13 protein-coding genes are annotated in these 20,278 nt (G+C 52.1%); 5 read left to right on the top strand and 8 right to left on the bottom strand.

The window, feature by feature from the left end:
- Nucleotides 1-164: 164 nt before the first annotated feature.
- Nucleotides 165-1,694, bottom strand: a complete 1,530-nt coding sequence (locus tag ACFVTB_RS26955; RefSeq protein WP_387756378.1) for an FAD-dependent oxidoreductase — start codon at nucleotides 1,692-1,694, stop codon at nucleotides 165-167.
- Nucleotides 1,695-1,854: 160 nt separating this feature from the next.
- Here ACFVTB_RS26955 and ACFVTB_RS26950 point away from each other — a divergent pair, with 160 nt between their 5' ends.
- Nucleotides 1,855-2,211, top strand: coding sequence for a nucleotide excision repair endonuclease (locus ACFVTB_RS26950; RefSeq protein ID WP_387756376.1), 357 nt, complete (start codon nucleotides 1,855-1,857; stop codon nucleotides 2,209-2,211).
- Nucleotides 2,212-3,504: 1,293 nt separating this feature from the next.
- On the opposite strand, the gene ACFVTB_RS26945 is transcribed toward ACFVTB_RS26950, so the two are convergent.
- From ACFVTB_RS26945 to ACFVTB_RS26930, 4 genes are read right to left on the bottom strand one after another with little or no spacing between them, the layout of a single operon-like run.
- Complete coding sequence (locus tag ACFVTB_RS26945; protein WP_387756374.1) at nucleotides 3,505-4,425, bottom strand: alpha/beta hydrolase; 921 nt, start codon at nucleotides 4,423-4,425, stop codon at nucleotides 3,505-3,507.
- A gap of 18 nt (nucleotides 4,426-4,443) precedes the next feature.
- Nucleotides 4,444-5,076 (bottom strand): bifunctional 4-hydroxy-2-oxoglutarate aldolase/2-dehydro-3-deoxy-phosphogluconate aldolase, encoded by a 633-nt coding sequence (locus ACFVTB_RS26940; RefSeq protein ID WP_387756372.1) that lies wholly within the window; start codon nucleotides 5,074-5,076, stop codon nucleotides 4,444-4,446.
- Nucleotides 5,077-5,106: 30 nt separating this feature from the next.
- On the bottom strand, nucleotides 5,107-6,330 hold the full coding sequence (gene mutY / locus ACFVTB_RS26935) for an A/G-specific adenine glycosylase (protein WP_387756403.1): 1,224 nt from the start codon (nucleotides 6,328-6,330) through the stop codon (nucleotides 5,107-5,109).
- Between the two features lie 2 nt (nucleotides 6,331-6,332).
- Nucleotides 6,333-7,211, bottom strand: coding sequence for a helix-turn-helix transcriptional regulator (locus ACFVTB_RS26930; protein WP_387756370.1), 879 nt, complete (start codon nucleotides 7,209-7,211; stop codon nucleotides 6,333-6,335).
- 138 nt (nucleotides 7,212-7,349) lie between these two features.
- Between ACFVTB_RS26930 and ACFVTB_RS26925 the strand changes: the two genes are divergently transcribed.
- On the top strand, nucleotides 7,350-7,721 hold the full coding sequence (locus ACFVTB_RS26925) for a c-type cytochrome (protein WP_387756368.1): 372 nt from the start codon (nucleotides 7,350-7,352) through the stop codon (nucleotides 7,719-7,721).
- A 63-nt stretch (nucleotides 7,722-7,784) separates the two neighbouring features.
- Here ACFVTB_RS26925 and acpS read toward each other — a convergent pair whose 3' ends face one another.
- The 3 genes from acpS to ACFVTB_RS26910 all read right to left on the bottom strand — a co-directional run bounded on the left by acpS (nucleotide 7,785) and on the right by ACFVTB_RS26910 (nucleotide 15,089).
- Nucleotides 7,785-8,183, bottom strand: a complete 399-nt coding sequence (gene acpS, locus ACFVTB_RS26920) for a holo-ACP synthase (RefSeq protein ID WP_387756366.1) — start codon at nucleotides 8,181-8,183, stop codon at nucleotides 7,785-7,787.
- A gap of 130 nt (nucleotides 8,184-8,313) precedes the next feature.
- Complete coding sequence (locus ACFVTB_RS26915) at nucleotides 8,314-9,663, bottom strand: ABC transporter substrate-binding protein (protein ID WP_387756364.1); 1,350 nt, start codon at nucleotides 9,661-9,663, stop codon at nucleotides 8,314-8,316.
- A gap of 299 nt (nucleotides 9,664-9,962) precedes the next feature.
- Nucleotides 9,963-15,089, bottom strand: coding sequence for a discoidin domain-containing protein (locus tag ACFVTB_RS26910; protein ID WP_387756362.1), 5,127 nt, complete (start codon nucleotides 15,087-15,089; stop codon nucleotides 9,963-9,965).
- 214 nt (nucleotides 15,090-15,303) lie between these two features.
- On the opposite strand from ACFVTB_RS26910, the gene ACFVTB_RS26905 reads away from it, so the two are divergent.
- The 3 genes from ACFVTB_RS26905 to ACFVTB_RS26895 all read left to right on the top strand — a co-directional run bounded on the left by ACFVTB_RS26905 (nucleotide 15,304) and on the right by ACFVTB_RS26895 (nucleotide 19,603).
- Nucleotides 15,304-17,142: a cache domain-containing sensor histidine kinase gene (locus tag ACFVTB_RS26905; protein ID WP_387756360.1), complete on the top strand. Its 1,839-nt coding sequence runs from the start codon at nucleotides 15,304-15,306 to the stop codon at nucleotides 17,140-17,142.
- On the top strand, nucleotides 17,132-18,817 hold the full coding sequence (locus ACFVTB_RS26900) for a response regulator (RefSeq protein ID WP_387756358.1): 1,686 nt from the start codon (nucleotides 17,132-17,134) through the stop codon (nucleotides 18,815-18,817). The genes ACFVTB_RS26905 and ACFVTB_RS26900 overlap by 11 nt, the downstream gene beginning before the upstream one ends.
- A gap of 243 nt (nucleotides 18,818-19,060) precedes the next feature.
- Nucleotides 19,061-19,603, top strand: a complete 543-nt coding sequence (locus ACFVTB_RS26895; protein ID WP_387756356.1) for a hypothetical protein — start codon at nucleotides 19,061-19,063, stop codon at nucleotides 19,601-19,603.
- The last annotated feature ends 675 nt before the right edge of the window (nucleotides 19,604-20,278 follow it).

Genomic DNA, 20,278 nt, shown 5'->3' with positions numbered 1-20,278 from the left:
CTTTGGCTCTTTGGCTCTTTGGCTCTTTGGCTCTTTGGCTCTTTGGCTCTTTGGCTCTTTGGCTCTTTGGCTCTTTGGCTCTTTGGCTCTTTGGCTCTTTGGCTCGCGCATCTCCCTGAGCTAGGCTATAGTGAGTCTCATGTTCACACTCCGCTTGATATCGCCTAGTCCGCTAACAATTTGAGCGGCTTCTCCGCCGGTCCTTCAATGACTTCGCCTGTTATGCTAAAACGCGAGCCATGACACGGGCAATCCCAAGTGCGGTCTCCGCTGTTCCATTCGGTCTCGCAGCCCATATGCGTGCAAGTCGTGTCCACTAAGTAGAGCTTGCCATCCTCATCCCGATATGCGCCTGCCCGCTTGCCGTTCACATTAACGGCGCAACCCTCGTCCTTCCCAACTTCGTCCGGCGTCTTGCGCACCAGCTCCAGCTTGCCCGCAATCAAATGCTTGGCGACATCGAGATTTTCTTTGACCAGCGCTCCCGCAGCTGCCATGGTGACAGGCCGCTGCGGGCTGAATAGATCGGCGTACGCATTGTCGCGTTCCATTATTAGATCACGAATTAGCATAGCCGCGGCGGTCCCTGTCGTCATGCCCCATTTTCGGAAACCCGTAGCCGTGTAAATGCGGCTGGCGCCGGAGGTCAAGGGGCCGATGTAAGGCAATTCGTCGTCCGTTATCAAATCTTGCGCCGACCAACGATATGCGATTTGCTCCGGCTCGAAATACTTATCTGCGAAATGTTCAAGTTCCTCGTAATGTTGTATCGTGCATTGGCCCTGACCGGTTTTATGACTTTGTCCGCCGATCAGCAGCAGTTCCTTGCCGTCCGCCGTTTGCGCTGACCGGAGGGATCGCTTCGGCTCCTCGGCGCTCAGGAACATCCCGCCCGGATACTTGGCTTTCGAGTGGATGCCGAGCACATAGGAACGCTCTGCATGCAGCCGAGCGAAATAGAGACCTAGCGCCTCGTAGAATGGAAAATGCGTACACGAGACGACATACTTGCAGGCGATGACAGGTCCGCCAAGTGTTTTTACTTTGTGAACGGCACCCTGCTCAACGTCAACGGCCGTCGTATTCTCGTATACGACTCCTCCGGCTTCAATGAACCGCTTGAGCAGCGACCGCAAGTAACGAACCGGATGGAACTGCGCCTGCCGGTGCATTGCAATTGCCGCTTTATGAGGGATTGGAAGCGGGATACTGTCTGCATATGAACCCGGAATGCCTAATTTTTCATAGGCCGCCAACTCTCGCTCCAGCTTCTCTTTATAATCTACGGAGTTGGTATAAATGTAAGCGTCCTGTTCTTCATAGGCGCAATCGATGTCGTATTCGCCGATTTTCTGCTTGATGAAAGCTGCCGCGTCGGCCGCCGCCCTATAATAAAGGCCCGCTTTTTCCACTCCTGAGCTTTGAATAAGTTGATCGTAGAACAAGTCGTGCTGAGCCGTGATTTTCGCCGTCGTATGTCCGGTCGTGCCATGCAGCACTCGCCCTGCTTCGACCAACGCCACTCGCAAGCCTTCCTTGGCGAGCAGGTAAGCGGTTGTAATGCCGGCAATACCTCCCCCTACTACGGCTGCATCGACCTCAATATCGTGTGCAAGCGATTCGTATGCCGGAAGGTCCGACGCTGCCAGCCAGAGGGATTCCGGGTACTGGGGGAGTGAATGGTTTATCGTCATTTTGTTGCTCCTTCATTCCAATATACCGGTAGAATACCCCATTATGGCGCTGTCGCATCCATGGCTTTTCGTTAAATATGGCCTATTTGCAAAGGACGGATGTTTTGTGGCCCGATCTGTGGTACGATTCCTTTTATAACGATAGAGGAAGTGAATATTTTTGATACAAATTACTGTGCCCGATCCGGAAGTAACGATTGTCAAACAGGAAGACCCGCAAATGAGTCATATTTACGGCTTTACCGATTTTCATCTGATTCCGCGCGATAAGGGCGGCATCTTTATGTTTTATAATGAGCAGGACGAGCTGCTGTTCGTCGGCAAAGCCCGGAAGCTGCGTCCAAGAATTAAGAAGCATTTCGAAGACTCCGTCTCCGTTATGAAAGCGAAGCGCGACGAGGTGTTCAAAATCGAGGTTTGCGTCGTTGAGGATGCTGTCGAACGCGAAATCTACGAAACGTTTATTATTAACAGGCGAAGAGCCCGTTACAATATGGATAAGGTTTATTACAAGTAATACACAAAAGGGAGCTCCTCGGTTGAACGAGGGCTCCCTTTTGAATTCTAGCGAGAATAGTCTAATGATCAGAATTTCGGCTCGTTACCGAAATCAGCGCTTGACTGCAAAGGAGAGGGCAAATACTGCGGGTCAGAGGGTTCCTCAGATCGCGTTAAAGCCCGAGTCCAGTCCTTTATTTGATGCAGGTTTGCGGCAGGAATCGGGCTTTAAATGCTTAAATGCTTAAATGCGAATACTATCGTTTCTCCAGCATCGCCCGTTTCTCTGACCCTCTGCTGCCCTCTCCTTTCGCGGGCCCTTGTCATATTAGCTGTACGCATTTATTCCTATTCCCTCAAATCTAATAATAAAAAGGAAATAAACTGAAGTTGCCGTTAATTTTAAGTACCCTCCCACCACCACTTAGATTCAGGCCGCTATCAATAACTGCCTTTTTGCATTTATTTCCTCCTGTTTGAATAGAAAATTAAGGAATAACTGCTTTTTTGCAGTTATTTCTGGCGCCCTCCCCCCCTTTGCATTCATGCCGGGGTAAATAACTGCTTTTTTGCAGTTATTCTCTCCGTTCCGTCTGATTAAGGAGAAATAACTGCTTTTTTGCAGTTATTCCTTCTCAAAACCAAAATCAGCGCTTGACTGCAAGAAAGGGCAAACGTTGCGGGGCAGAGGGTTCTGCTGAATCGCCGTTTCAGCACCCTTCAACACTTACGTTCAGGCTACAGTAAATAACTGCCTTTACTCATTTATTCATCGATAAAGTGAGTTGAAAATAGGTCATATGCAATTCTTACTTTCCAAATGCAGAATAAAATCAGCTGCAGCAAACGGCTCAAGCGATCGCTCGGCTTTAACTATAATTGCGCCCGTAATTCGACCGCCATGCGTGTAGTAGACACTCGCACCTCCCCACCGTGCGCTGAGACTCAAACCGCCGCCGTTGAAAACGGAAGGATCGTCCAAAAATTTGAAAGCGCTCCCTTGTTTGTAATGTAAATGTAACACTCCGCTCAGCTTCGCTTCATCTTGCTCTCCTATAATGAACCCATGACCCCCCTTTATTATATATTCTCTCTTGCGCCTGCGGCTTAGTGCCGCAGGCATCTCTTTTTTTATTGAGAGATAAGTAGATTCGGTCGCACTATTCTCAAGCTCTTACTTTCACCAGTTAGAACGTGCTCTTAAACGTAAAACATAAAACGCCAAATAAAAAAGGCTCCGCGCATGCAGAGCCTTTTGTCATATTGAGAGAATACAAGCAGAGTTGGTTTCTGTATCAACGGCGGAGACGTGTTACAAATGCTCGCGAAGAAACGGAAGAACGTTCCGCCAAAACGCTTCGTCCTGCTGAGACGCGCTATGTCCTGTCGCGTTCACGAACAGCGTCTGAATGCGCCCGGGTGGTAGCTCGCGCTCAAGTCGGCGCAAATCGTTGGCGGGGATAAAGTCGTCACCCGTCGAATGGATCGACAGCACCGGTGTCCGGCCTTCTGCAGCATTGCCGGCATATCGCTCCAGCGCATCGGGAACATTCGAGAGACGAGCCTCCGATCGCGATATGCGGGCGCGTCTCAGCCAAATAGCCGGAATCAAGTAGCCTAGCGGGAAGAACGGAAGCCCCTTCTTCTTCAACTGCGAGTCTACCATCGTCTCGAAGGTAACCGGCATCGAATCAGTGACGATAGCTTTTACTTTAAGCCCCTTCTGCAAGGCGAGAACGGAACCAACCCCGCCAAGCGAATGACCTAATACCGCAATTTGCTCGGGATCAACACGAGACAGCTTTCTAGCCGCCGCAACGGCTGCCAGCAAATCGTCGCGAAACATGAACGCGGTTGGCGCTTTTACAGAATCACTTTCTCCATGGCTTCTAGCATCGTACATAAAGACGGAAAATCCCGCCTTATAGAGCGGTTTCGCATAACGAAGCACCCGCGAGCGGTTTGAGCCCCATCCGTGCGCGATAATGACTGTCGGCAGCTTGCCGCCCGCTTCCGCCGCCAATCCATCGGCTCCTTCTATAAACCAGCCCGCCAGCTCTGACTCACCGCTGCGGAAGCGGATACGCTCCCAACGAACGGCGTCTTCCGGTTCTTCCGTAATCGCAACGAGACGGGGGCGCTGGGTTTTCGCCCCAATCCGCCAGACGCCTCCCGCCAACATGCCGACGGCTGCAATAGCCGCAAGGCTCCAGCCTGCCGCAGCTGCTATCATTCGCATCTCCCTCTTCTTCTACAAGCTCCGTACCGCATCGACGAATTGCTTCGCCCGCTCGGTTACCTGCTCGAATTTGCCTTCCCGAATCCAGTCCAGATTAACCAGCTTACTGCCCATGCCGACCGCATTTGCACCTGCGGCGAAATATTCAGAAATGTTATCCAAGTCAACGCCGCCTGTCGCCATCATCGGAATGCTGTCCAACGGTCCGCGCAGCTCCTTCAAATACTTCGTACCTAAAGTTCCCATAGGGAATATTTTGACGGCATCCGCTCCTGCTTTCCAAGCGCGCACGATTTCCGTCGGGGTCATGACGCCCGGCCATACCGACACGCCCTTTTCTCGGCCGTAATAGACGACCTCCTCGTCCAAGTTCGGCGAGATAATAAATTGCGCACCGGCCGCAACCGCCTCTTTGGCCATGCCAATATCGAGCACAGTACCCGCCCCAACGGCAGCTTCCTCGCCGAATAAGCCTCGCCAGCCGTCGATCATACCGAGCGCTCCTGGCGTATTCATCGTGATCTCCATCAGCTTAATGCCGCCGTCGATCAGCGCCCGTCCGGCTTGATTAGCGTGCCGTTCCTCCACACCGCGCAAAATCGCAACAATTTTATGCTCCAACAGCAGGTCCAACATCGTACTCATCGAATATCCAGACTCCTTTAATATGGCGGCCTATTCCTCCGAATCGCCGCTCCAGTAATCGCGCAATATGCGTAAAAATAAGTTTGGAAACGCCAGCTCAGCCATATCCTCCGGTTCTATCCAGCGATAACGCGATCCGTCCGTAGAATCGTCAGGCTCGTACGACGCAGCGCTCTCAGCAGCAAGAAACGCTGGAATGGATCGGTCTTCCTGGTTGGAACCGGAAATCGCCTCGATTGCCGCAGGATCGCCTAGATCGGCGGCAATAACCCGCATCTTCCAATGAATGTGGCTGAAAACATGGTCCGTGTCCATCAACCATGACTTCGGACGAATCAAAAGGCCCGTCTCTTCTTCGACCGCTCGCGTCAGCAGCTCACCAAGCTCCGCGCTTTCCTCGGGATCGATTGCGGATACGGCCAACCGCTCCTGCTCCTTCGTCAACAGCACATGCGGCAGCTCCCACATTTGCGCCAGCAGGCCGGTTTCTGGACGCTGGCGGACGAGTACTTTTCCAGCATTGCCGCCCGTTCCGGCGACGATGACCGCGGCCCTCATCTCTGGGCGCGGCGGTTTGGCTTTCGTTTTGATCGGCAGTTCATGTTCTCTGCCCGCAATACGGCCCGCGCAATGCTCCATGACCGGGCAAGGCAAACAGCTTGGCGATTTCGGCGTACAGACGAGCGCGCCAAGCTCCATCAACCCTTGATTGAAATCGCCGGCGGCGCCTTCCGGAATAAGCGAGGCGGCCAGCTTCTCAATGCCGACGCGCGTCGCCGGTTTCGCGATATCTTCCTCCAGGCAGAAATACCGCGACAAAACGCGCATCACATTGCCGTCTACTGCCGGCTCCGGCCGATTGAAGGCGATGCTCATAATCGCTCCGCTCGTATAGGGGCCGACACCCTTCAAACCCGCTACGGCCGTCTTGTCATCAGGCACTTCTCCTCCGTACAGCTCCATAACCATACGCGCGCCTGCTTGCAAGTTCCTCGCCCGCGAATAGTAGCCTAGACCTTCCCAGCACTTCAGAACTTCCGGCTCGGGAGCTTCCGCAAGCGCACGAACCGTTGGAAAACGGTCCATAAACCGTTCATAATAGGGTATAACCGTGTCCACCCGCGTTTGCTGAAGCATAATTTCCGATACCCAGATGCGGTACGGATCTCGGTTGGCCCGCCAGGGCAATACCCTTTTATGCTTCCTGTACCATGCGAGCAGCTCACGGCTGAAATAGCTCTTTGCCTCTTCCATCATCAATCCTGTCCTTTCCCGGCATGCGCCAGTTGTCGCTCGCCTATCTCGAAGGCGTGCATAATGCGTCGATACTGCATCGGCGTAATCCCCGTCTCCCTCTTGAACAGACGAGATAGATAGTGGTTCAGCATGCCTACCTTACGCGCAACATCGGCAATCGGCATCCATGTCCCGGACAAAAGCCGCTTCGCTTCATCCAGCCGGCGCTGCGTCACATATTGAATGGGCGAGCAGCCCATTAAGCTTTTAAATGAAGTAATAAAGTAATTCGGGTGCAAAAAGGTTACCTTGGCCAGCTCCTCGACCTGAATATTGCGATGCAGATTGGAGTCGATGTACAAAAGCACGTCGTTCCATTTATCAGTATCAGGCATCAATAGGCCAATTTGATCCTCTTGTATGCCGGCTTGAAGATATCGTTCCATCAGTTCGAGCAGCATCGCTTGCACGCCTAATATTCCGGTCGGCGATGCCGAATGAAACGATGCAATCAGCTTGCTAAACTGCTGGATAACGACGTTGTCGTCCTCTATCTCGATGTACAAGGGCAGCGACAAAGAATGCATTAGAGGCTTCTCTCCTCCGCTTACTCGGTAATGGCACCAATAAGCGGATAGTGACTCGCTGCCTGTAACCGTATATTTCTGTCTGCCACCTGGCTGCAATAGATAGAGACGACCGGGAACGACATCATGAAGTTCTTTGTCGTCAATGGCCAAATGCGCCGTTCCTCTTGTTATATAACATAAACGGTAGTAATCCGCCTCATGTCTGCTCTCGCTGACTCCCGGAGCAATTTCGTGATAAGCGGCCATAATGACCTCAGCTTGATATTGCATGAATTGATGTTGTACAATACGTTCGTTTGTTGGTATCATTGTTGCTCCCATCTATGTTGAAGCTCGGCATCATATCTCATTCTATTATATCGATTTGCCGATGAAATTCATATGAAAATACGGCTGCTGTTTCATTTTGGCTAGTCAGCCTGCAGCTTGTTGAAGGGAAGGAATTCCATGATTAAACGATATGACCGCTCTCTGAAAACGAAACATTCGAAACTCGCCGGCCTGCTACTATGCGTAGGCGCAGTCACCGTACTGCTAGCCGGCTGCGGCGGCTCCAAGCCGACGAGTCATATGGACGCTCCTGCCAAAACAGCTGCCGTCTATAAAGCAAAATGCATCAACTGCCACGGCTCCGAGCTGCAAGGACGAATCGGCGCTCAAACGAACCTTCAGAAGGTAGGGGCTACACTAACTGAGGAAGATATAATCGCCAAAGTGAAAAACGGCTCCGGTGAAGGAGGCACAATGCCTGCATTCCAGGACAAGCTCTCTGACGAGGAAATCGCTCAGTTGGCCGCCTGGCTCGCTGGAAAAAAATAAAAGAAAGACGGGTCTATGAACGAGCAAAGCATCGGTGCTTTGCGGCATAGGCCCGCCTTTCTTTTAGACGTCCGTTCTTTCTGCAACCGCAACTGCGGAAGCAATGGTCCGATCATGCGTAATCGTAATGTGAATGCGCAGTGTGCCGGGATCGTAGCCCAGCTTCCGCAATGAGGCCTCTGATACTCGGCATTCCGGCTTGCCCAGCTTGTCGGGCAAAATCTCGATGTCGGCAAAACCGCACATCTCGCCGATTCCGCAGCCGAGCGCCTTGACGACCGCCTCCTTGGCTGCGAATCTTCCCGCCGCATATTGCGCAACGCGCTTGTCTCCGGCGCCTTCGATCCGTTCTCGTTCCCGGCCCGTCAATATCCGTTCGAGAAAGCGTCGGCCCGCTTTTCCCGCGACGATTGCCTGTACGCGATCCATATCGGTCACATCATGTCCGATTCCCACTATCACCCATTCCACCCGCCTTTATCTGTTGCCGACATTAGCAGAACCTTCTGCAGATGTCAATTATATTTAACAGTCCATCACGGACTTCACGCATGCGTCACCCAGAGTCTCCTTCTCATTGCAGCAGATCGCATTACGGCTTCATTAAAGCAACCGCATCGTCAAGCTCACGCAGAAATTGCTCCGGCTCAATTAGCCGGCCTAGCAGCCTCTGATGCGCTTCCATCACTTTCGCTTTATATTCGTCCGTACCCTTGTCATGCATCGGAGTTCCGCTTGACGAGGTAATCGAACCGAACAGATCGACCAGTTGCAGTTGAAGGGCCGATTCGTCGCCCGTCAAGTAATCTGTTATTTGCTGAGCGGGCATACCGGCCCCGTTCTGCCACACCTGCTTGGCCCAATGCTCCGGCTTGAAAAAATAACGCAGAAAAGCGACTGCCTCTTCCGGATGCGCCGAGTTTTTCGAAACGGAGTAGCCGCCGCCGAACCATGCCGCTACGTCCGTCGCCTTCGCATGGAGCGATATCGGATATGGAATCGCCGCCATTTGGTTGCGGACCTCTTCAGGAAAATTTTCATCCACAGACAGCCCTGCTTCCCAATTTCCCATCAAATACATCGCCGTCTGCCCCTGCCCGAACAAATTGCGGGACGTACCGTAGTCAGCCGCCATAAAACCTTCGGCAAGCGCATTATGGTGCGCGAAAGACTGCAAGTATTCGGCTGCCGCCAAAAAATCGGCATCGTCCGAAAATACGCCCTGTCCGCTTAGAACACGATCCATTTTATTAAAATCGCCGGAACGCCGCTGCGCCGCATATTCAAACCAAATCGGCAGCGACCAGCCCTCCAGCGCATTCGTCGTTATCGGATTGATGCCTTTGTTTTTGAGCTGAATAGCCGCCTCCAGCAGCTCCTCCTCGGTTTCGGGCACCTTTACGCCATTATCGGCAAATAGCTTTTTATTGTAATAGAGGATGAGAAAGTCCGCGCTCCGCGGCATGCCGTACACTTTGCCGTTCTGCATAAATCCGTCCATCGCTCCGGGAACAAACCCGCTTCCGGCGAACTCAGGCGCATTCAGCTCCAGCAGCAGATCATGGTCGATCAAAGGTTTGATAAATGAGGCTTGGCCCCATGTTTGAATGATATCAGGGACCGTCTCGGTAGATGCGTACACCTTCATTTTTGCTTTATACGGCTCGTCTTGCAGCGCCTCCACCTCGATCTTTACATTCGGATTTTCCGCCATGTAATCGTCGATAAGCTGCTGTTCAACTTTTCCGATACCGTTCGTGCGGTCGGCAAGCGCGGTGAAAAACTTCAGCGTAATTTGTCCGCTTACAGCCGCCTTCGCCTTCTTCTCAGTATCCGTAGAGGGCGAATCGAGGCGCTGCTGTTCCCGCCCGCCGCCGTTCGAGCAAGATACAGATGTATATACGGCTATCGATAAAAGCAGCCAAACGAACGTTTTCTTCATCGTATCCCTCCGCCGCTATCCATTAAACAGGCGTTCTCCTGATGATTGACGCTTCCCGTTCGCTTTCCTGTCCTTCTTTCATTATAGCGGACGCGCCCCAACCTCAAAACGATGCATACTACAGATTTCATTCCATTTTTCTCAAGAAAAAGCTCGAAAACGAAATCAGCGCTGGACTTCCTATGAGAGGAAAGCTGCGGGTCAGAGGGTTCTTACGATCGCCATTAAATAAAAAAGAGAGGCCGCCCTTTATGAGGGACAGCCTCCGTATACCATCGTCAATCGATTTAATTCTCTCTTTAAGAGTTCAATCCTTTAAGCAAATTGTAGACAGCCTGGGCAGTTTCAACTCTCGTAGCATGGGCTTGAGGCGAGAACACGCCGCCCGTCTGCCCCTGCATGATGCCAAGCTCAACCGCCAGACCTAAATCGGTCCTTGCCCAAGCCGAGATTTGTTCCTGATCCCGGAATGCGTCAAGACTATCGCCGTCAACCGCTTGTTGACCCTGCACATATTGATAGGCGCGAACGAGCAGCACAGCCATCTGTTCTCTCGTAATCTTCTCGTTTGGTCCGAAGGCTGAATGACTTAATCCTTTGATCAGTCCGGCTTCATAAGCGGCTTTAATGTCTTTTGCATACCAGGCTCCATCGCTCACATCGGAGAAGGTATTCCCCGCCGCACCCGGCTGAATGCCGAGCGCTCTGACAACCAGCGCCACGAACTCCGCTCGGGTCGTTTCGCCGTTCGGGTTATACTTCGTATCCGTAACGCCGGTGACAATCCGTTTGGCGGCAAGCACCTTCAAGGTCCGGTATGCCCAGTGCGACGATGGGACGTCTTCGAACGATTTATCGTACTCTTTCATAGCAAACTTGCCGAATGCCGAATGGTCGGACGCAATAGATTTTCCGTCAGTGCTCAGCTTCCCGCCGACATATTTCCATTCTTTAGAGGCTTCATCGTACACGTATACGCCAGCCAGCTCGCTATCTTTAATAGTCCCGTCAATCGGCAGGCTTACCGTTATCGGTTTTGAAGCCGGGCTTGCTTTTCGTTCCGTTCCGTTCTTATCGATCAGCACAAATGCGATGTCATAACCGCCGCTGCCGTCAGCTGTTAGTTTAATAATAACATTCGAGTCTGCGGCGGAGCCTTGCGCTTGATTCGCCAGCTGTTGAATAACGGCCGCCGGTATCGTCACGGAAGCTTCTCCGACGCGGACTTGCAGATCAGCGGCCAGCGATTGAGCGGCATTCGCCGGAATAACCGCTTCCGTCTTCCCGGCTCCGAGCGTCACAACGGCTTTCCCGTTGGTTCCCTTCAAATCCGATGCACTTATGAGCTGCTGCTGCGCCAAGAGCGGCTTCGTCGTTGCCGTCGGTGTCGGCGTTGGCGCCGATGGACCGGACGGACCCGATGGACCCGATGGACTCGTCGGCGACGGGGTCGCCGTCGGTACCGGGGTTGCCGTTGGTGCTGGCGTCGCCGTCGGCGATGGCGTTGCTGTCGGTTCTGGTGTTGCTGTTGGTTCTGGTGTTGCTGTCGGCGATGGCGTTGCTGTCGGTTCTGGTGTTGCTGTCGGTTCTGGTGTTGCTGTCGGCGATGGCGTTGCTGTCGGTTCTGGTGTTGCTGTCGGCGATGGCGTAGGCGTAGGTTCCGCATCGCCAGACTGTCCGCTGATGGCTACCGCAAGCTCGCCGCTAACTCCCGAACCGTCATTCGCGGTTGCAATTACTTTGACAACTCCGTCGGCGAAGGCAGTCAATAAACCGTCTGCACCGATCGTCGCTTTATCCGTGGCCGTCCCGTCTTCATCCGTCACAGTCCAAGCAACGGTTGCATCCTCCGCATTGGCAGGCGCAACAGCCGCCGTCATTTGCAGCGTACCGCCTTTCGTCGCAATAGTCGTTGCATTGCCCGCTCCGCTAACGGTAATCGAAGCGACAGGTACATTCTGATTGGACAGTGCGATCGTCAATTCACCTTTCACGCCGGACCCGTCCGTCGCCGCAGCTATCGCTTTAACCGTCCCGTTCTTTTGCGCGGTCAACAAGCCGTCTGCGCTAATGAATGCTTTATCGGTTGAAGTGCCGTCTTCATTTGATACAGACCAGGTAACATTTTTCGCATCTGCGTCTTCCGGCTGTATCGCCGCGCTCAGTTGCAGCTGGCCGCCAAGCGACGTAATCTCGCTTGCTCCGCCCGCTCCGGTTACCGTGATGCCTGTTACCCAATTTTGACCGCTAATTGTAATTGCTTTGCTGCCGGTAACAGCCGAACCGTCCAAGGCCGAAGCCGTTACCTTCACTACGCCGTTCTTCGCTGCGGTCAACAAACCGTCCGCGCTGATTGTCGCCTTATCCGTTGGTGTATCGTCATCGTTCGCAACGGACCAGACAACCGCCGTATTGTCTGCGTAAGCAGGTGTGACGTTCGCCGCCATTTGCAGCTTGCCGTTCTTCGTCGTAATCGCTTCGGCGCCTTGCACCCCGCTCACCTGTATGCTCGATACGGGGATTGCTACCGATGCGTCACGGTACACGCTGATTTCATGAATCGACCACCAGCCGGTCATTGCAGCGGTCAGCTCGATTTTCACATAACGGGCCGTCTGGTCCGGGAGCTCCGTTACAATGAGAGGTCCCTTCGCCGTCCGATTTTGGACGACTGGCGTTCCCCAGGTTTGGCCGTCATCCGAAACAGAAATCGAATAGGCCGGAGCGTAGTCGTTGTTGCTGCCCGTCGAATCCATCACGATTTTATTGAAGAACTGTTCGTTCTTCATGTCGATAACGATCCAGTGGCCCGGCACCCCGAACGTGCCCGACGACCAGCGGCTCGATATATTGCCATCCAGCAGCTTGTAGCCGTCTGAATTCGAAGGATTGGACGTCGCCGTCCACCCGCTCCGGTCGAGCGGCGCTTCTTTATCTGTATACAAGCTGAACTCGTTAATGCCCCACCAAGAAGTAATACCCGCTGGAACCTCCGTCAGCTCCACTTTAATATATTGAGCAGTTACTTGCGGGAAGTCCGCCGTATACGTTGATACATTGCCGCTCACCGTACGATTTGCATCCGTACCAACAGCAACTGGCGTTCCCCAATCGACGCCGTCGTTCGAGACGGACACAGCATAGCCTCGAGCATAATCGTTTCCGCTCGACTGGAATACGGCTCTGCCGAATTTTTTGGCTTCGCCCAAATTAACGACGAAGTTCATTCCGGCTGCCATCGCTCTGCCGCTGCCCCAGTTATTGGCGGTATTCCCGTCGATGATCCGAAGCGAATTCTCGCCGTCTGCGCCGTTATTATCGGACGCCGTTACCGACCAGCCGTATTTGCTGAGCTCAGTCCACAATTTTAACGTCCTAGCACTTGCAGGAGCGCTAGGGGAAGACTGGTTGCCGAAGGCATCCTTCGCAACGACTGTATATACATAATCCGTTTCCGGCTTCAAGCCTTTATCCGAGTAGGAGGTCAGTCCGGTTGAAGCGATTTTGACCCCATTCCGGTAAATCTCGTATGCCTCGACGCCGACATTATCGGTGGACGCCGTCCATGTCAAATTAATTTGCTCGCCGGAAACCGCCGTCGCCGTCAAGTTAGACGGTACGGTCGGAGGCGTTGTGTCGCCGCCTGCATAATGCGTCATCGTCCGCGTCATCGGGTCGTGGGAAACGACGCTTCCTCCGGTCCCGTTAACGATATGGGTAATGCCGCTGCCCTCGATGCCGCTGAGAAAGACCGTCGTAATGGAATGAAGCTTGACGCCTTCGGTCTTCGGCACCTCCACCGCATTGTGCAGTTTAACGGGTCCGGCCGTGAAATTGGAGTAAATGCCGAGCCCCCACGCTTCATGGCTGGTTACATGGTCGGCTACTTTGTAAGAGGCATACCCGTTGACCGTTCCGTCATGGCTCATCCATCTTTCCTGTGTCGGCGGATCGTATGGAATTTCGGTCTGATAGAAATAGACTCTGCCGCCGTTGCCGTTCCACAGCGTCTGGTACTCCTCGTGATGCTCGTTAAATAAACCGTAAATCGTTACATCATCGCCATTCACGATAAGCCCGTTTTTGCTGACATTGCTGTCCCATTCCGCGCCGTCGCCATGATCGGCCCGCCAAATCCAGAAATGGTCGCCGATGACGTTGTTGCTATTGATGATCAGACATACGTCCGTCGTACCGGCATCCATTCCTCCGACCCGGAAGAACAGATCGGACAGCAGGATCGGATTGGAGGAATGATCCGCTTCATTTTTGCCGTCCCCAACCTCCAGCAATACGTCCGACTTGATTAAAGGAGCCTCAAACATAAGGCCGGAGATACTAATGCCCTCCTCGTCGGCAACCTTCATCGCCGTTTTCCCTGTATCCGTCTCAATCGTGGCGAGGCCGAGGCCCAGCACGACCGTATTCGGCCGATTGATCGTAATCGTATCGTCCAAGTGATAAACACCCGGGGTTAAAATGAGGTTTTTGCCGTTATTCAGCTGTTCGTTCAGCTCGGCTGCGGTCACGCCCGGCTGCGCGATGTAAAACTCGGTCTCGACGTCCAGCGAAGCGCCCGGCGTGGGGCCGTTCGCCCAGCTTACCCCTTTGCGGTCCAACTGCAGCGAGGGCACGAATACTTTGTAGCGGGAGCCGTCTAGGTACAAGTACGGCTTTTCCTTAATAACCGGCGTCTGATCGATAACGGTAATGGCCGGCGTAGGAAATGTGTTTGCCGGCGGATTCTTATCCCCGACCAGCACCATATTCCATAGCGAACCATCCCATTTGGCATAATCATTGTTGCGGGAGAAAAACTGCTGCTGCGAGCCTGGAATGATGTTCGAATCGACTTTCGAGTCGGCAATGAAGCCTCCGCTCGCCCATCCGGCGTTCCAATTCGGATCGAAGTCGAACAGCAGCAGCGACTTCGTCTTCGCGTGAATGCGGCGCATCGGAGCCGCTTGAGATACGGCAAAGAATGCATCCTTCGTCGGGTCCCCGTAGCTCAGATTTTCAATTGATCGCCAAAAATTGAGCGTTGCATTGGCGTTATGCCACTTGGCGTCCACATTGACCGTGTTTAGAAAAACATCGTCCGGGTTTTGGCCGAGTCCGGCCAGCTGCGTATAAAAGCCGAACTTTGCATTTACGCCATTGTAGCTTCCCGGCTTGAACAACAGTGCATACCGTTCCGTTCCGAATTGATTAGCCTCCTGCTGGGTAAATACCGCATTGACGTCCTGCTGAATTTTCGCGTTGTCCATCGACGGGTCGAACACATAGACGTTCGGTCCGAAAATGCTGTTCGTCGCCCCGCTGGCCGAAGGCGGCACGGCCGCTTGGGATACGCTCGGATAGACGGGAAATAAGCTGAGAGCAATTGCCGCCGCGCTGACTAGCGATAACCATCTTTTAATTCTCATCCTCTACCTCCTAAATTTGGGGGTCACATTTCGATAGCCTCTTAGGAAGAAGCCGAAATACAAATTTAGTATATAGAGGGGGCTCGGACGAAAATAGGCGCCATTTTTATGATCGGGTGCCTCATTTTTTAAATAATAAAAAGCGCTCGCTCGAAACGGAATAGATTTGCTATACTGGCTTTATCTACCCTATATGAGCAGAGGCGAGCCTTCTATGACCACCCTTTTCTCGCATTTCCGCAATTTGCCGTTGCAGCGAAAACTGCTTATTTCTATGATCCCCCTGCTGCTCGTCACCGTCGGCATCACGGGGCTCTACTCCTACCTCATCGCTTCGCGGGAAGTAATCGAAAAAACGCGCCAGTCTCAGCAAAATATCGCCATAAAGACGAGGGACCAGCTCGACTATTATGCGAACAACATGATCAGCTTCGCCAATTACAGCTTTCTCAACCCATCCATACAAGCGATGTCGCACAGCGACGAGCCCAAGCTCCGCGACCAAGCGCTAAAAACGCTGGTGCCTCTTATGGTTACCGGGGAATCCATCCAATCGCTGCTGTTATACCCCTTTCCCAAACAAGGCTCCGCAAGCCCGTTCGTCATTACCCACACCGGCATCGCAAGCGCAATTAGCTATGAGAAGTTCCAAGCAACAGGTTATTTCAAAAGATTTATAGCTTCTGGAGGCAAGCGGCAATGGGATTTGCTCGCACCGTCCGATCATGTACTTACGGGAGACTCTCACTACAAAATCATGCTCATACAGCCTTACAAAAACGTATACACCTACGAGCAGACCGGTTTGATTGTAGTCGGTATGGATGCCGATCGGCTCAGCCGCAAGCTGTATCACGATTCGGGCGATGACGTGCAATTTGTTACAGATGAAAATGGAACCGTTCTCGCCGCCTCCGAGCTCGAATGGATCGGCCAGCCGGTTACGCAGCTGCCCCTGCTGGCAGCGTCGGCCGGAGCTGGAGGCGAGCTCCGGGCGGTAGTGGAGCTGGCCCCGGCCGACGGACTCCGTCTTTTAAAAGCAAATGATAAACTGATCGTCTCCGAGTCAGTCTCGGAGACGACGGGCTGGCATACCGTCGTCGTTCAGAAGCGCGCCCTGCTTCTCTCTGAATTGAATTACATTCGCTTCGTCACCTTCGGCATTATGCTTATTGTCAGCATCATTGCGATACTTCTCTTCTGGAAGATCGCCCGTTTCGTAACGAACCCAATGAAACAACTGATGCTATCCATGAAGGCGCTGCAGAACGGCGATTTTACGCAACGCGTAGAGCTCTCCGGCTACGACGAGATCGGGCTGCTCGGCCATCTCTACAACAAAATGGTCGTACGCATCAAGCTGCTGATCGACGATGTCTACGCCTCAGGCTTAAAGCAGCGTGAAGCCGAGCTCAAGGCGCTGCAGTCGCAGATCAATCCGCATTTTTTGTACAACACCTTGAATATGATTCATTGGAGTGCGGTTCGCAACAACGACCGGGAAATATCCGACATGGTCGTCTCCCTGTCGCAAGTGTTCCGGCTTAGCTTAAACAGCGGCAATCACGATATCGAATTGGCGCAGGAAATCGAGCTTGTGCGGCACTATTTGTTTCTCCAACAGAAACGGTATACGAATCGCCTTCATTTCGAGATCGAGACCAATGAGGCGTTGAAGCATTTTCAAATGCCAAAGCTGCTGCTCCAACCGCTTGTCGAGAATGCGATCGTGCATGCGATCGAATTGGCCGAGCATCCGGTCAATATTCATTTGCGAGCCTATACCGACAAGGATTGGATTGTCCTTGAAGTTGCCGACAACGGCCCCGGCATCCCGAAGGAGACGCTCGCCGAAATCCGGCAGGCGCTAGCCGCGCCGGCCGCCTCGCTTCGTTCATCCAGCAGCGGAGGTTCGGGAATGGCTTTATCCAATATTAAAGAACGTCTGTCCTTGTATTATGAGCAGTCGGCATTCGAGATCGAAAGCAAGGAAGGAATCGGAACGCGGGTGCAAATTCGAATTCGGCAAGGAGGGGCAAGAAATGGTGCTTAAAGTCGTAATTGCTGAGGATGAACAATCAGCTAGGGAAGGCTTAATCCGCTCCATCGACTGGCCGCTTTACGGTATGGAAATTTGCGGGGTGGCCGAGAACGGCCGGCAAGCGCTTGAGCTCATCAAACGTGATTCACCGGATTTGCTGCTGACGGATATTCGGATGCCCTACTTGAACGGCTTGGAGCTGATTCGGACCGCCAAAGCATTCGGCGCCTCCTTCCACAGCGTGCTTATAACCGGCTTCGATAAATTCGAATACGCGAGAGAAGCAATAGCACTTGGCGTTTCTGACTACATTTTGAAGCCGTTTATGCCGAATGACATTGTTCGGGTCATCATGGACGTCAAACAGAAGATGAAGGCGTCGGGACTTGCGTCTGCGCAGCCTACTGAGTTCAATCGCGCGTGGAGCCGCAACATTCATTTGCTGAAAAACCAGATTCTGTCGCAGTGGATTCGGCAGCCTCTGCTGCCTTTGGAGAACCGGGACTCGGCCATAAGCGAGGCGCAGCTTTCGCTTCGCCCAGAGCCAATTGAACTGGGGATCGTACGGATGGACGCCGAAATCGGCAGCGCAGCGGTCCCCGCCTCGATCAAGGATCTGGAGCTGATCCGTTATGCGGTGCAAAATATCGTCAACGAATCGCTGCTGCCTTTTTACGGCGGCTATGTCGAGGTGTTTCGCCATGAGGAGGATTTGCTGTGGATTGGCAACAGTCCGAGCACGGGAACCGCTCAGGACCGGGAGGCGATGATGAGAAACGTACAGCAGAATTTGGAGGACTATTTGAAGCTCAGCTTCAGCTTGTCGCTCAGCTCCCCGCATCGATCTGCGGATTTCGCCCAGCCTGCTTATCAACAATCGCTGGAGGCGATGAAAGGACGCTTTTATCGAGGCAAAGGCGGTATTTTTCTTCATTCGCAGGCGAGCGGTGAGCAGGACGCTTCTCTTTCCATATTGGACGACCTGTTCCTGCACCGTTGGGAAAAGGAGCTGATCATTTTTTTACGTCAGGAGTACTATGAGCACGCAGTCGATACGATACATTCAGGAATCCGTTATTTAAAAGATCAGCCCCGTTATACGCGATCGGAAGTCATCCTGCGCTTAACCGGCCTTGTGCTTGTGTTGCTCAAATTCAAGGAGGAGCACTTTCCTGAGCCTGCAGGAGCGTGCGCACAGGGGCAAGCTCACGAATCGGAGCAGCAGAGCAGAGAGAGCCGAAAGCAGGGGGAAGGGATCGACTGGATCGAGATCATCGCCAAGGCGGAAACGCTGGACGAATGCTCCGCGATCCTGCAACGCGTCGTACAACGTATCGTTATCGCCGCCTCCGGTCGCAAGGTGCTTCATCGCACAGTCCGAGCCGCAATCGAGTTTATTAAGGACAACTACAACACGAATGTTACGCTCGAGCTTGCCGCCAAAGAGACGTTCGTGAGCAATTCGTATTTAAGCTCTTTATTCAAGCAGGAGCTCGGCGTCAACTTTCTTGATTTTCTCCATCAGTACCGCGTAGAACGGGCAAAAGAGCTGCTGCGCAAAAACTATAAAATCTACGCCGTCTCCAAAATGATCGGCTACCATAATGAGCGTCATTTCAGCGCTACCTTTAAAAAATGGACGGGTTCCACTCCGCAGCAGTATCAGAAAAAGCACGAAAGAGTTTAATCGCGACAAGCTTATTTGTCTTTGTCATCAAAATGTAATATTGCGTTCAGCTTCGCTTCAGCTTGCGCGGTTAAAATAAACCCATGACCCCCCTTTATAAAATATATTTTGAAAAACGCCTGCGGAGCGGACCGCAGGCGTTTTTTTGTAAGCTGCTCCATCCTTTGGACTAACGGCAAGGAATATGAAAACATGATAGCGAATAAGAACAAGAGGTTATCACATATTCAAGGGGAGCATCGCATGAAGTTCAAAATTGTGACGGTTGTTGCGACGGCAGCAGTTCTAGTATTATCAGTTGCTGCAATCTGGTATCTCACGCCTAAACGTTATAACGCAACATTGGATGGGGTTTATTATCAATTAGGGGAAGAAGGCATTATTGAGAATGTAAAGCTGCATCTTAATGGAAAGTTGCGAAACCATATCAATGGCAAGAAATCATTTAAAGGTGTAGTCGATGTAAAAGGAGAAAAAGTCCCTCAGATTCCCAAGGATCAAGCTGAATTAATGCTGCATTATACAGGCGAAAATTTTGGTTCGATCGTATCGCCTTTTCGTGTTAATGACGACAGCGGAAGTATAGCCGCCGATATGTATTTCTATGGGGCTGCCTATATAAACGATGCATTCAGCCAATTCTCCATAGTTCTAACAAATGATAAGGACAAGCAATGGACGCCAACAGATGGATATATGATAACCGCTCCGGCACAAAATCGTGAAGAAGCCATTCAGATATCCCAAGCATTGATGAAAAAGTTTGGTACTGTCATCGGCGATTAATAAACCAAAATCAGTGCATGACTTCCTGCGAGAGGAGACGCTGCGGGTCAGAGGGTTCTTCCGATCGCCATTAAAGCCCGATTCCTTTATTTGATTGAGGTTTGCGGTAGGAATCTGGCTTTAAAAGCGAACACTGCCGTTTCTCCAGAATCCCTCTGCCCCTCCGCTTTTCTCTCCTTTACAGTCAAGCAAAGTCCTGGTCCATTCAATATATATGATTTTTCATATATATTTTTCCTGATATGGGTGATTCAATCGATTATATATGATTTTTCGTACATATTATTCTAGAATTGCGAAAATTCGTCGATTATATATGATTTTTTGACCATAATCGTCCAAAAATCCGATTTTCGTAAAATTATATATGATTGTTCATACTTATTCGGCTCAACACCGAAATCAATGCATGACTTCCCATGAGTGGAGACGCTGCGGGGCAGAAGGTTCTTCCGATCGCCATTAAAGCCTGATTCCTTTGTTTTTATTAATGGTTGCGGTGGGAATCTTGCTTTAAAAGCGAACACTATCGTTTCTCCAGAATCCCTCTGCCCCTTCGCTCCCTTCCCTTATACCATCATGGATCGGCTACACTTAGTTGGACAATAAAAATAAGGGCTTGTAGAATAGACCTATTATGCCAAGGAGCGGATCTCTACAATGCCAAAACAACAA

Source organism: Paenibacillus sp. NPDC058071 (genome assembly GCF_042885235.1).
In the GTDB taxonomy this organism is placed as follows: Bacteria; Bacillota; Bacilli; order Paenibacillales; family Paenibacillaceae; genus Pristimantibacillus.
Note: the sequence above shows the minus strand (reverse complement) of the source record. Positions and strands in the feature narration are given on the sequence as shown.